The sequence below is a fragment of the Pantoea sp. EKM101V genome, from assembly GCF_011800325.1.
Lineage (GTDB): Bacteria > Pseudomonadota > Gammaproteobacteria > Enterobacterales > Enterobacteriaceae > Pantoea > Pantoea anthophila.
Window position 1 is genome coordinate 267,350 of sequence record NZ_JAALFP010000004.1, and the last position, 14,155, is coordinate 281,504.

General features: G+C 48.0%; 10 protein-coding genes. 7 read left to right on the top strand and 3 right to left on the bottom strand.

Annotation, left to right across the window (positions count from 1 at the left end; translation table 11 throughout):
• The first annotated feature begins 12 nt into the window (after positions 1-12).
• The 7 genes from HFD92_RS09095 to gndA all read left to right on the top strand — a co-directional run bounded on the left by HFD92_RS09095 (position 13) and on the right by gndA (position 11,338).
• A complete protein-coding gene (locus HFD92_RS09095) occupies positions 13-849 on the top strand; it encodes an ABC transporter permease (RefSeq protein ID WP_111208242.1) in 837 nt (278 codons plus the stop codon).
• Positions 839-2,230, top strand: coding sequence for an ABC transporter ATP-binding protein (locus HFD92_RS09100; RefSeq protein WP_111208241.1), 1,392 nt, complete (start codon positions 839-841; stop codon positions 2,228-2,230). Before HFD92_RS09095 ends, HFD92_RS09100 begins: the two co-directional genes overlap by 11 nt.
• Positions 2,223-6,149: a glycosyltransferase gene (locus HFD92_RS09105; protein ID WP_111208240.1), complete on the top strand. Its 3,927-nt coding sequence runs from the start codon at positions 2,223-2,225 to the stop codon at positions 6,147-6,149. The genes HFD92_RS09100 and HFD92_RS09105 overlap by 8 nt, the downstream gene beginning before the upstream one ends.
• Before the next feature lie 44 nt (positions 6,150-6,193).
• Positions 6,194-7,981, top strand: a complete 1,788-nt coding sequence (locus HFD92_RS09110) for a haloacid dehalogenase (RefSeq protein ID WP_167428801.1) — start codon at positions 6,194-6,196, stop codon at positions 7,979-7,981.
• Positions 7,975-8,907: a glycosyltransferase family 2 protein gene (locus tag HFD92_RS09115; RefSeq protein ID WP_111208238.1), complete on the top strand. Its 933-nt coding sequence runs from the start codon at positions 7,975-7,977 to the stop codon at positions 8,905-8,907. Before HFD92_RS09110 ends, HFD92_RS09115 begins: the two co-directional genes overlap by 7 nt.
• A gap of 13 nt (positions 8,908-8,920) precedes the next feature.
• Complete coding sequence (locus HFD92_RS09120; protein WP_111208237.1) at positions 8,921-9,736, top strand: glycosyltransferase; 816 nt, start codon at positions 8,921-8,923, stop codon at positions 9,734-9,736.
• 192 nt (positions 9,737-9,928) lie between these two features.
• Positions 9,929-11,338 carry an NADP-dependent phosphogluconate dehydrogenase gene (gene gndA, locus HFD92_RS09125; protein ID WP_111208236.1) on the top strand — a complete coding sequence of 470 codons (1,410 nt, stop codon included), beginning with the start codon at positions 9,929-9,931 and terminating at the stop codon, positions 11,336-11,338.
• 35 nt (positions 11,339-11,373) lie between these two features.
• Here the strand turns inward: gndA and HFD92_RS09130 are convergent, their stop codons facing one another.
• The 3 genes from HFD92_RS09130 to HFD92_RS09140 all read right to left on the bottom strand — a co-directional run bounded on the left by HFD92_RS09130 (position 11,374) and on the right by HFD92_RS09140 (position 14,112).
• Positions 11,374-12,672, bottom strand: a complete 1,299-nt coding sequence (locus HFD92_RS09130; RefSeq protein ID WP_111208235.1) for a succinylglutamate desuccinylase/aspartoacylase family protein — start codon at positions 12,670-12,672, stop codon at positions 11,374-11,376.
• 105 nt (positions 12,673-12,777) lie between these two features.
• The gene (locus HFD92_RS09135; RefSeq protein ID WP_111208234.1) at positions 12,778-13,569 is read right to left on the bottom strand and encodes an ABC transporter substrate-binding protein; all 792 of its coding nucleotides are present in this window, start codon (positions 13,567-13,569) and stop codon (positions 12,778-12,780) included.
• Between the two features lie 66 nt (positions 13,570-13,635).
• Positions 13,636-14,112 carry a YbaK/prolyl-tRNA synthetase associated domain-containing protein gene (locus HFD92_RS09140; protein ID WP_058956675.1) on the bottom strand — a complete coding sequence of 159 codons (477 nt, stop codon included), beginning with the start codon at positions 14,110-14,112 and terminating at the stop codon, positions 13,636-13,638.
• Positions 14,113-14,155: the final 43 nt, after the last annotated feature.

A 14,155-nucleotide genomic window follows, 5' to 3' on the forward strand; every position in this document is an offset into this window, starting at 1 on the left:
AAGAGATTACTAATGAATCCGCATAGTTCGAGATCTACCTCACTCTTTTCTCTGATTCGTCAGACATGGGCAAACCGAAATCTCATTTTTCAAATGACCAAACGAGAGGTTGTCGGTCGTTATCGCGGTTCGACAATGGGCATTTTGTGGTCTTTTATTAACCCAATCTTTATGCTCATGGTTTACACCTTCGTTTTTTCAGTGGTTTTTAAAGCCCGGTGGGGAACCGCTGGCGCGCTGAATGAATCAAAGACTGATTTTGCCGTGATTCTGTTTGTCGGCCTGATTATACATGGTCTTTTTGCCGAAACGCTTAGTCGTGCTCCTTCACTGATACTCGGCAACGTAAACTATGTCAAAAAAGTGGTATTTCCTTTAGAAATACTGCCGGTTGTGAGTTTTTTGAGCGTTCTTTTCCATAGCTTTATCAGTTTGCTCGTTTTAATCACCGCTTTCTTCATTTTCAATGGTTATATCCATTGGACTATCGTTTTTATACCCGTTGTTATTTTGCCATTGGCTCTGCTGACTTTAGGGCTAACCTGGTTCCTATCCTCTTTAGGCGTCTATCTGCGCGATGTGGGACAGACAATTACCATAATTATGACCGTGATGATGTTTTTGTCGCCGGTATTCTATCCGATATCTTCACTCCCCGAAAATCTGCGTCCGCTGATAATGCTCAATCCGTTAACGTTCATCATTGAGCAGGCCCGGGCGGTGCTTATATGGGGCAAATTACCTGATTTTTCTGGTATGGCAATCTACACACTTATCTCACTTTTGATCATGTGGCTGTGTTACGCCTGGTTCCAAAAAACGCGAAAAGGTTTTGCTGATGTCCTTTAATGAAAATGCGATTATTATAGATGGCGTAAGTAAATGTTTTCAGGTGTATGAAAATCCAGTACGACGATTAAAACAGTTTATTGTGCCAAAAGTAGACCGGGTAGTAGGACGCGAAAGCCGGGCTTATCATGAAGATTTTTGGGCTTTAAAGGATGTTTCTTTTGTTTTACCCAAGGGTGAAACAATGGGTATCGTCGGGCGAAATGGTTCGGGCAAATCTACGTTATTGCAGATTATCGCCGGAACATTAACGCCCACATCCGGTAATGTCACCGTTAACGGGCGCGTGGCCGCACTGCTGGAGTTGGGTGCAGGATTTAACAACGACTTCAGCGGACTCGAAAACGTTTACCTCAACGCATCCCTGATGGGATTGACTCGTGAAGAAACTGAATCACGACTTGATGACATTCTTTCGTTCGCTGACATCGGCCACTTCATCCATTCTCCTGTCCGCTCATATTCAAGCGGCATGCTCGTCCGACTGGCTTTTGCTGTTCAGGCTCAGATCGAACCAGAAGTGTTGATCGTGGACGAAGCTCTTGCCGTGGGAGATGCAAAGTTCCAGGCTAAATGTTTTGCCCGGTTGAAAAAGCTCAAACAAAATGGCACCTCCATTCTCTTTGTTTCCCATGCAACCGAGCAGATCGTAACGCATTGTGATCGGGCATTACTGCTTGATGGGGGGATTACGCAGGAGTGTGGTGCACCCCGTGAAGTGATAAACCGCTATCTGGATATTTTATTCGGAAAAAAACGCGATAATGACAGCACGCGTGCCGATGTGGATAAGCAAATTGCGCTGGCGGCTAAAGGTGAAGAGGAGCGGCTGGAGCGGGAAACTGATCTGGAAACAGCGGCGGAGGGTAACACAGAAAGCCAGCGCAGGCTGAACAGCGTGTTCGATGAGCGGCCCCATTACAATCCCTCAGAATATCGGTGGGGAGATAAGGCGGCAGAAATTTATGACTATCATTTTGAACAGGATGGTCAGGCATTTCCGGGTATCTTTGAGCCTAAACTGCCCATTCAATTTCTGTTTAAAATCATTTGTCATGACTATATTTTCAGACCTATTTTTGGTTTTGCCATCAAAACCAAAGAGGGTGTCACCATCTACAATACCAACAGTGAGTGGCAGGCCGTTTCGATCGTCGAAGAGGCAAAGCCCGATCAGTCCTTTATCGTATCGGTAACACTGCCAAATCTTCTTTTTGAAGGCGACTATTTTGTTTCTGTGGGCATCGCGAGTAGCAACACGCAGGGCGAAATAATCCCTCATGATCGTCGCTATGACTCAATTCATTTGCCTGTAGGACCTGTAGGTACTTTTACCGGTTTGGCCGATTTAAACGCGAGAATAAAACTTGAAAATGGCTAATTTAGAAAAAATTTTATCAGATGCTGGTTTTCAGAAAAATGAAAAGACGACCCTTTGGTCGCCTTCAGACATGAAGGATTTTGCGTATAGCGACGGCGAAGAGACTGAAAACTACATATACAAAACAATCAGTGAAGTATCAGACGTCAGCGTTGACTCAAAAGAATTAGAACCCTTCATTGTAGACTGGCCTTCAACCTATCATCTTAGCCCTGTTCGTTCGAACCTGTTACGCCCCTTCCAGGAGTGGATGAAGGGGAAAAGAATATTAGAAATCGGTTGTGGATGTGGTGCAATCAGTCGGTTCCTCGGTGAGAATGCGGCAGAGGTTGTCTCTGTTGAAGGAAGTTTCCGTCGCGCCACGATTGCCCGCTCACGCTGCCGTGATCTTCCGAATGTCACTGTCATTTGTGCGCCTTCCGATACGCTCCCGGATTTCGGTGATTTCGATGCGGTTTTACTGATCGGGGTGCTTGAATACGCTCGGGTCTTCGTTGGTGAAAACGGTGAACAGAAGCTTTTGCAGGCGTGCAAAAAACGTCTGAAGAAAGAGGGTAAATTATTTGTAGCCATTGAAAATAAACTGGGCATCAAATATTTCTCGGGCGCACGTGAAGACCATGTGAATTTACCAATGTATGGGCTGAATAACAGTTACGACGAAAAGAGCGTTGTAACGTTTGGTCGTAAAGAGCTGTTAAATGAACTGGATAAAGCCGGTTTCGAGGACACACTGGAATATATTCCGTTACCGGATTATAAGCTGCCCTGCACAGTGGTCACCCCGCTGGGCTGGCAGAAGCATTCCAGAGCGTTAAGCCAGTTAGCCATGGAAAGTGCACACAAAGAAAAGCAACTTGTACCACAGCATCTGTTCTCAATTGAGCAGGGCATCAAAAACATCTGGAACAATGAAATTGCTGCTGATCTCTCAAGTTCCTTTTTGATGGTCACAAGTGCGGTTAAGCAGGATGCTCTTCATGAAAACGTGGCTGCTATTTACTATTCAGATGAGCGTAATACAGATAAGAAAAAGAGTGTAGAATTCATACAGACAGATGAGGGCTTATCTGTATTTTCAGGATCCAGTCAGGACAACGATGTTGAGTCTGCGGATATGGAAAGGTTCATTTATGGCCAATCTCTCTGGACCGATCTTTTACGTATTATCAATCGTCCTCACTGGCGTGTCGAAGAACTGGCGGCATGGGCAAAAGGGTGGCTTGATCAGCTACAGCTCAGAGCGCAGGTGCCGTTAGTGACAGATAAAGATATTGTCCTGCCCGATTCTTATCTGGATGCCTTACCCTTTAATGTGATCAGAAAAGACAACGGTGAGTTTGTCTTCTTTGACCAGGAGTGGCACGCGTCCGACGCCATCACGCTGGGTTATATCGCATATCGCGGTATTTATCACTCCCTGCTACGGGTGACCTCTGCTGGTAATAGCCGAAACTGTATTAGTAATAACATCGCTGAACTAACCACGGCAGTGTTGAATGCTATGGGCTTTTCATGCTCAGGGGCTGACTCACGAAAATATCTGAAGCAGGAGTCAGCTTTTCTGGCGAAAATTCAGCATAAGAATGCTGAAGATATTTACAGCACGCTTAAAGGATTCTCGCTTGCCGTTCGTGCTGAATACTGGACTGACCTGAACGGTCTCAATTCACTAATAAGCCACGAAAAAAACCTCAAAGATCAATACCAGCTGCGTATTGTTAATCTTGAAGAATCGCTTAAGAATGAAAGTGATCGCGCCATCAGATTGCAGGATGAATTAAATCAGCTTCATGCACTTCATGAACATCAGAGCCATCTTCTGAACAAATATCGTCATGATGTCGAAACCATTCTGAACTCTGCAAGCTGGAAAATTTCCGCCCCATTACGTGTTGCAGGCCGCCGGGTTCCATTGCAGATAAGACAACCAATTAAGAGAAACTTCTTCAGGCTCTTTTATCTGGGGCAGAGAATAAAAGTAAAATCAGGTAAGGCCATTGCACAGGCGAAGGCTAACAACAGCGGTTTGAAAAAGCGCGTGAGAGAAGTATCGCGCAACGTCTATCTGCAATTACCTGAGCGATATAAAGAAAAAGCATTAAAAATTGCCATGAAAGTAAGGCCTGCCTGGTTCCGGCATCATCCTGCTTTCAATCAGGCTTTATATGAACAGACGATTATCAATAATGGCAACGGTCACAAGCCAGTTTTTCTCTCGCACAGTAATAATGGAACCTACTCGTTCTCTGATCGTCCGGATGAGTACGTTTATATTCCGGCCAGGAAGCCGAATTATTTTGAAGATATTCTCAATGAGTTCGAGGTCAAACCGCTTTTCTCAATAATTGTGCCTATCTACAACACGCCGCTGGATTTACTGGCGTTGATGGTTAAGTCGGTTGAAGATCAATGGTATGACAACTGGGAACTAGTGCTGGCTAATGATTGCAGTCCTGACGAGGAGACCGCACCGGCTCTCGATGCTTTATCCGATCCCCGAATCAAAGTCATTCATATGGAAAAAAATCAGGGGATTGCAGGTGCGACCAACGTTGCGATAGAGAATGCAAGCGGTGATTACATTGTTTTCCTGGATCATGATGATGAGTTAACACAGGATTGCCTGTTTGAATTCGTAAAATGCATCAACGAAGAAGATCCTGATTTTATCTACAGTGACGAGGATAAATTCACCCCGGAAGGCAACTATTCTCAGCCTCACTTCAAACCAAACTGGTCGCCAGATACCATGATGGGTACTATGTATACCTGCCACGCAGCATGTGTTCGTCTGAGCACTGCCCGTCAGCTGGGAGGATTACGGACAGAATTTAATGGTTGTCAGGACTGGGACTTCATTCTCAGACTGAGTGAAATTACTCAGAAAATTTCGCATATACCCAAAATTCTTTATCACTGGCGTATTATCCCCGCCTCAGTCGCGTCGGATATTACTGCCAAGCCTTACGTCTTAGCCGCTTCCAGAGCGGTACGTGAAGATGCGCTGAAGCGTCGTGGTATCGAAGGTGTTGTTGAGGAGCTGCCTGGCTATCATGGTTATTTCCGCGTGAATTATGATCTCCGTCCAGAGACCTTAATATCGATCATCATTCCTACGCGGGACAATCATGACGTGCTCGCGCGCTGCATTGATTCAATTCGCACCAAGACCAGTTGGGTTCATTATGAAATAATCGTGGTTGATAACGGATCTCAGAAATCCGAAACGCTTGCGTATCTCGATAAGCTCAAGCTCGAAAGTGCTGTCTCTGTAATACGACACGACCAGCCCTTCAATTTTTCCGAGCTCAATAATATTGGTGTTGCGCACGCTGAGGGGAGTTTGTTACTTTTCCTCAATGATGACACTGAAGTCCTGCAGGACGACTGGCTGAACAGACTGGGCGGCTACGCTCAGCAGAAACACGTGGGTGCTGTTGGCGCTAAACTGGTCTATGCTGACGGGCAGACAATTCAGCATACCGGGGTGCTCAATCTTCAGACAGGCCCTGTGCACGCCTATATTGGACAGGATAAAAACCATCCCGGCTATTTCTTACGCAATCAGATTGAATATAACTGGCTCGCCGTTACAGGAGCATGTCTGATGGTTGCACGTGATAAATATGAGTCGATAAACGGTTTTGATGAATCATTCCCGATCGCTTATAACGATGTTGATATTTGTATGCGTCTGGTTGAAAACGGTTATTATAACGTTATGTGTCAGGCTGTTACGCTAATACATCATGAATCTGTTTCGCGCGGTCTTGATCATATGGATGCTGAAAAAGTAAGACGTTTGCAAAATGAACTGAGTCGTCTGAACAGTAAACATCCGCAGTACTATCAGTATGACCCTTTCTACAATGTCAACTTTGCGTTTAATGGACATAATTTCGAGATCATGAAATGATTAATTGCGATAACACTGTTAACACTGCTTATACGAAAGAAGAGATGGATCTGATTTCGCTTCGTCATTTAGCTAAAGACGCCAGAGTTATCTCTTTTGATTTTTTTGATACTCTTTTTATTCGTCCACTGGACGATCCTGAAGATGCTTTTGATCTGTTAGCGAATAAGTTCTATCTTCCAGACTTCAGACAGTTGCGTCGTAAAGCGCAAAAAAATGCCTTTGCTCAGATGGTCAGAGAGGGCAGAAAAGAGATCACCCTTAAGAATATCTATAATAATTTTCAGGGCACCCGTGGCGGTACTGAAAGCCTGATGGAAGCGGAATATCAGCTTGAGCTGGCTCTGGTCGAGCCAAATCCTTTCTTTGTTGATTTTTTTAACGATTTGATTTCATCGGGTAAAACCGTAGTTATCACTTCAGATATGTATCTTGAAGAGGATTTCTTCCGCGCGGCATTGAAGAAGTATGATATGCCAGACGTGCCGTTGTACATTTCTGCAAGTCGTAATGCGACGAAACGTGATACGGGAGAAATATTCGACTACCTGCTTGCAGAGTGCGAAGTGGAACCGTATCAGGTATTGCACATCGGTGATAATGAACTGGCTGATTTTATTAAGCCACGCGAAAAAAGTATCACTGCATGGCATTACCAATCGCCTCATTTAATCAATAAGGGGAAAAAGCAGCCTCTGGCCTCTTCCCTGATTAACGGCATGATGCGAACCCTGCGGCCTGAAAATGTCGCTGCCGGTTCTTTTCAGCAGCTGGGCTACGAATACCAGGCACCCGCGACCTGGGGCTTCCTTGAATGGATTCGAAAAGAATGCATTACAGACAATGTTGATAAGCTATTGTTTGTTTCCCGTGATGGTTATGCGCTGGAAAGACTGGCATCACGTTATTTCACGGAAAAGCTGCCTTCTTTCTCCTATTTCATGGGATCCCGGATTGCTTTCAATCTCTCTCTGATGGACGAAGAGAACTTCAGCCAGAACCTGCCCTTCCTGATGTCAGGCTCTGATGGATTATCCCCGGGTGAATTACTGGAGCGTATTGGCGTAGAGCCACCGGCTGACAGCGTGATGGTCTCAGCCGGTGTTGCACCTGATCTGGTCATTGCCCCAGAAAATTACGAGATAGTTGAAAAGTTTCTTATCGCGCTTCGAGCAGAAATTCTGAAGGTATGTCAGCGTAATCGTCGCGGATTGTTCATTTATCTTCACTCTCTGGGCATTAAAGAGGGCGACACTGTCGCGATGGTAGACGTGGGCTGGAGCGGAACGACTCAGGAAGCGTTTATCCATACTGTCAAGAAATTCATGAACATAAATGTAATTGGCTACTATTTTTGCATTGCCAATACTTTTGAAAGAAAACGTCGTACACCCCATCAGATAATGAAAGCATTTATTGATAATGATACGACCAGTCCGGATTTAGTGGACAGGATTTATGAGAATCGCGTGGCCATAGAGCTATTTTTCTCTGCACCACATAATACGGTTATTGGCTATAAACCGGTTAAAGATGGTGTTTATCCAGTAACGGATCCTGGCCGGACTAAATCAAAGGATCATAACCTGATTAATGCACAATTGACCGAAGGTGTGGATAGATTTTGTGACGATTTTCTGGCGATGGTAGCAAGATTAAAGGTGAATCTCACCCCGATGCAGCTGGCGGAACCGCTTATTTCACTGACGACAAAAGATGACTGGCGTAAAAATCATCTTTTCATGCAGATAGAGAATTTTGACTCCTGGGGCAGTACACGTAATAAAGTTGTTAAGTTTCAGGATTACTTCAAGAACCATTCCCAATGTTAACCACACAACATAAGGGACAGGTTGCTATTCTTATGGGCACCTTCAATGGTGCCGCTTTCATCGGCAAGCAACTGCAGTCTATAAAAGATCAGGAGTGGAAAAACTGGTCTTTATGGGTGTCTGATGACGGCTCCACAGACGATACCCGCTCTGTCACAGAGCGGTTTTTTTCGGGTGCAGAAAATAGCTGCACAGTGCTTGCCGGTCCGAAAAAAGGGTTTTGCGAAAATTTTAAGTCTCTGATTGGCAACCCGGCAATACAGGCAGATTTTTATGCTTTTGCTGACCAGGATGACATATGGCATCCTGCTAAGCTGTTACGTGCCGTTGAATATCTGCAATCCCTGCCCGACGAGAGCCCGGCACTCTATTGCAGCAGAACCCGGTTAATAGACGAGCATGATCAGGTTCTGGGCTTATCGCCACTTAATGCTAAAAGACCTGGCTTCCCTAACGCATTACTGCAAAATATCGCAAGCGGAAACACCATGGTCTTCAATGCTGCGGCGCGCCAGCTTTTTCTGAAAATACTCGACATGCCTGTTATCGCCCATGACTGGGCGCTTTATTTGCTCGTCACCGCCTGTGGTGGAAGCGTCTTTTATGATCCTGAGCCATCAGTGTTATACCGACAGCACAACGCTAACGTGATTGGCAACGGAATGAAGCTGACACAGCGAGTCAGTAATTTTATTGATGCTCATCAGGGGCGCAATCGACACTGGAATGATGTGAATTTCAGCTTTCTGGCACAACTTAAAGCTGAAATGACTCCTGAAAATCGGGTTGTTTTTGATGCTTTTCGCCAAATCAGGGACAGCGCGTTACCTGCGCGTTTAAAATTATTCATAGCCTCCGGCGTCTATCATCAAAACCGCCTGGGGCAGATGACGAATTTCTCTTACGCTCTATTTAACAGGTTCTAATTTTGGTAATCTTGTGAAAATAATCGCATCGCTTGTCCTGTATCGTCATGCTTATGAGGATATTTCACGCACGCTGGATTCATTGCTGGCTGAGAAAAGTATTGATAAAGTTTGCATAGTTGACAATGGTGGTCATTGTAACTGGTTAAATGATTATTCTCATCCGAAAGTTTCGGTTTTAACTGTAGCAAATAATAAAGGTTTCGGTGCTGGCCATAATAAAGCCTTTCAGGAATATAAGCATCAGTGTGAATATATGCTGATTTGTAATCCTGATATCAGCTTTGGCTGCGGAGAAGTTGATTCTCTTTATCGATTTACTAAAGAAAATAATCTTTCACTGACTATTCCTAAAGTGATTTACCCCGATGGAACTCTTCAGCATAGTTGTAAGCTGTTGCCGACGCCTTATCAGTTATTTATGCGACGCTTTTGCTCGCGTTATATGAAAGTTTCAAATAGCGATTATGAGCTGCATCAAGCTGATTATAGTCGTCCATTTTATGCTCCTTCACTTTCTGGCTGCTTCATGCTTATCAGCCGGCAGGCGCTCGATCATACCAATGGATTTGACGAACACTTTTTCCTCTATATGGAAGATGTGGATCTCTCCAGGCGTGTCTCCGCTTCCGGGCTGGGCATCCAGTATTGTCCTGAATCCACCGTTGTGCATGAATCGCAACGACGCTCATACCAGGATGCTAAATTCCTTTTCTACCACATTGTTTCCGCTGTCCGTTATTTCAACAAATGGGGCTGGTTTAACGATCGTGAAAGAGAGCAGTTTAACGCTAAATGCCTTTCACAGTTTAACTGTAAGAATTCGTAATAAGACAGGTTTGAGATTTTACTTATTGTCGCCTCTCTTATTGTTTAGCAGTGCTTTCCTTCAACACGACCTTAGTGTTACGGATAACATTCTTTAAAAAAATGTTGTATGGTAATCGCTAAGTTAAAATTGTCTGAATTCATAAGTGGGATAGAGCTGAACGGCTCTGTATATATCGATCAGGAGTAAAATATGTCCAAGCAACAGATCGGCGTTGTAGGTATGGCAGTGATGGGCCGCAATCTGGCTCTTAACATTGAGAGCCGCGGTTACACTGTTTCAATCTTCAACCGTTCACGCGAAAAGACTGATGAAGTCATCGCTGAGAACCCGGGCAAGAAACTTGCTCCTTTTTACACCGTTGAAGAGTTTGTCGAATCGCTGGAAAAACCTCGTCGTATCCTGCTGATGGTTCAGGCGGGTGAAGCGACCGATAAGACTATCGCCTCTCTGACTCCACACCTGGATAAAGGCGACATTCTGATTGATGGTGGTAACACCTTCTACAAAGACACTATCCGTCGTAACAAAGAGCTGTCTGACCAGGGCTTCAACTTCATCGGTACCGGTGTTTCTGGTGGGGAAGAGGGCGCACTGAAAGGCCCATCTATCATGCCTGGTGGCCAGAAAGAAGCCTATGAGCTGGTTGCGCCAATCCTGGATAAGATTGCAGCACGTGCCGAAGATGGTGAAGCCTGTGTGGCTTACATCGGTCCAAATGGCGCGGGTCACTATGTGAAGATGGTTCACAACGGCATCGAATATGGCGACATGCAGCTGATTGCCGAAGCTTACGCACTGCTGAAAGGCGCACTGGGTCTGAATAACGAAGAGCTGGCTGAAACCTTCACCGACTGGAACAACGGCGAGCTGAGCAGCTACCTGATCGACATCACCAAAGATATCTTCACCAAGAAAGATGAAGACGGTAAATACCTGGTTGATGTGATTCTGGATGAAGCAGCGAACAAAGGTACCGGTAAGTGGACCAGCCAGAGCTCGCTGGATCTCGGCGAACCTCTGTCCCTGATCACTGAATCTGTCTTCGCGCGTTATCTTTCTTCGCTGAAAACCCAGCGTGTCGCGGCGTCTAAAGTCCTGAGCGGTCCACAGGCGCAGGCCTTCACCGGCGATAAAGCTGAGTTTATCGAGAAAGTTCGTCGTGCTCTGTACCTGGGTAAAATCGTCTCTTATGCGCAGGGCTTCTCACAGCTGCGTGCGGCATCAGAAGAGAACAACTGGGATCTGCACTACGGCGAAATCGCGAAGATTTTCCGTGCTGGCTGCATCATCCGTGCCCAGTTCCTGCAGAAGATCACTGATGCTTATGAAGCCGATGCAGGCATCGCTAACCTGCTGCTGGCGCCTTACTTCAAAGATATCGCGGATCAGTATCAGCAGGCGCTGCGTGATGTCGTTTCTTACGCCATCCAGAACGGTATTCCGACGCCGACCTTCTCGGCAGCGATTGCTTACTACGACAGCTATCGTTCAGAAGTCCTGCCTGCTAACCTGATTCAGGCGCAGCGTGACTACTTCGGTGCCCATACTTACAAGCGCATTGATAAAGACGGTGTATTCCACACCGAGTGGTTAGATTAATCACTAAAAAGGGCTTCCCTCGGGAAGCCCTTTTTTTATCCCACCAGTAAATCCCCATTCCGAATCTCTTTCTCTCCCGCCAGCCTCACCACCAGCATGCCTGCTGTAGCAAACCTCACCCAGTGCCGTGCATAGAGAATACCGCCATGCTCCGCCACCAGCGGGGTGATGTGATCCGTCAGTGGATCGACAATCTCAGCCACTACCTCTCCCGGACGAATCTCTGCGCCCAGCGGTTTACGATGCAGAATCAATCCTGACACCGGCGAGTGAATATATTCACAGCCAGCCAGAGGTGTCGGCGGGTTTTTCAGGGCAGGGGAGGAGGCCGCAGAACCCTCACTATGGCGTTCTTTGATCACGCCAGTCTCTCCCGGCGCTTCAGCCGCATCGGGTACGGTTAAACCGATGGAGCCGTCATTGATGGCCACCACATCATCCCCGCCTGCGCTCGCGGGGACCAGCTCATCGCCGCCAATAACGGGCGCGGCCACTTCCACAGAAATCGAAGGTTCGCTGTAGCCGATATAGCCCCCCTCCTGCAACGCTGAAATAATGGCATCCGCATCCTTTTCCGCCTGCTCAGGCGAGACATCACGCACGCCACGCAGCTCCAGTGTCACCGGCAGCAGCCCGCGTGGCATCGGATAATCTTTGCCAAACCGCTCCGCCAGCGTCAGCCAGGGTTCGCAGCAGGCTTCATCAAAGGGTTCGCCGCCGGAGATTTGCGCCAGCAACTGCACTTCACTGCCCAGCCAGCGTGCCAGCGGCTCAATATCCGGCCACGCATGCGGGGTGGTGTAGAGATGCGGTACAGCTTCCCAGTCGCAGTGCAGGTCAATCATCAGATCGGCCTGGCTGGCCATTCGCATCAGCGTGTAGCGCTGTGCATCCAGTTCGGTCTTAGGGACGGTATCGCGGTAGTGGCGATCGATCGCATCGCGGATCAGGCTTCTGTTCTGCGATTCACTCTGGGTCAGGCTCTCAGCCAGCCCGGCCGCCAGGGTGGTGCCCAGGGAGGGGAAACGGCGATTAAAATCCTGACCGGAGAGGGTATGAAAACGTCCGAGGTGAGTACCGTGCCAGTGCTGGCCCAGTGCCAGAGGATTGGCAACCGGCACCAGCGTAAAGGCGGCTTTGAGTTGCCCGGCGGATTCCAGCGCCTGCAGCCGCTGCTTCAGGAACCACGCCACCGCCATCCCCGGCAGTTCATCGCCGTGCAATGCCGCCTGGATATAGACCTGACGCTCATGATCCTGAGCAAAGTGAAAGCTGATGATTTCACGCTGGGTGCCTAAAGAGGCGCTTAACAGTGGATGATGTTGTTGATGCATACCGTGTTAATGTCCTTTAATCGGCAAAGGACGACAGCGCGCCGTCCCGAAAAGGTTAGAGTATAGTGCCGGATCGCAGTGAGGACGAAAATGGGGCCTGCGACACTACTGCTGAATAGAGATATCCGTGGCGAAGTAGCGCTTCTGAATCTCATCAAAGGTGCCGTTCTTTTTGATGTCGGCAAAGGCGTTATCCAGCGCGGTTTTCAGCTCAGTATCGCCTTTACGCAGGCCAATCGCCGTGCCGGGGCCGATGATCGGATCCTGAATAATCGGGCCGGCCAGCTCAAACTCTTTGCCCTGTGGCTGTTTGAGGAATCCGATAGCCGCCTGTGCCGCATCGGTAAAGACCGCGTCCAGCCTGCCTGAAACCAGATCGCTTTCTACCTGTGCCTGATCGCCATAAGGGACGACGGTCACACCATGAGGCTGCCATTTCGCCAGGGCATAGCGCTCCTGAACCGTTCCCTGTTCCACGCCAACCGTTTTTCCTTTCAGAGACTCGACGGTGGGCAGGATGCCGGCGCCTTTACGGGCAATCAGTTGCGTGTGGGTGTCATACAGCGGCACGGTAAAGTCAATCTGCTTCAGGCGCTCTTCCGTAATGCCCATATCTGACAGGATGGCATCAAACTTACGTGCTTTCAGCGCGGGAATCATGCCGTCAAACTGGCTTTCGACCCAGACGCATTTCGCCTGCATCTGTTTACAGAGTGCGTTGCCCAGGTCAATGTCAAAGCCGACCAGCTTGCCCTGGGGCGTTTTCGATTCAAATGGCGGATAGGTCGGGTCGACCGCGAAACGCACCTGTTCAATTTTTGCCTGCGCGCCAAATGCACAGCCTGCCAGAAGGGTGAGAGCCAGCGTCTGACGCAGGCGTTGCGTGAAAATGTTCATGATTTTGCTCTTATTCTGTCGTGATGAGTGATTATGCAGAGTATCGCCGGGCTGCCGGGATGGCAATTATTGCGTTATCTCTATCACGTCAGCCTTGCACAGCGCCCGGTAGTCTTCGGTGTTCAGGATCACTGAGCGCTCCAGCAGACCGGCGTTAAATGCGATCTCCGGATAACGTTCAAACAGCGCGGGGTCCACAATCAGTCGGAGGTCGGGATGAAAGCTGAACGGCGGTATCGCCCCGAATACACAGCCGGTCAGTTGGTCGGTTTCTGCCGGACTGGCCAGTGACGCGCGTCGTCCGCCCACCGCGTCGGCAACCTTATTCAGATCGGCCTGCCGATCGGCGGGTAACACGGCCAGCACATGCTGTTTAACGCCGTTGCCTTTGACATGACAGACCAGCGCTTTCGCGCCCTGACCGATTTCGGTGCCGCGTATTGCCGCGACGGCTTCACATTTACCGGTCGCCTCATGCTCCATCAGGCGATAGCGCGCCTGATGCTGGTCGAGAAGGGCGATTAACTTTTCATGGGTGGTCATGGTCTTCTCCCGGGAAGATGGGCGGTGTTCACGAAGGGGGAGC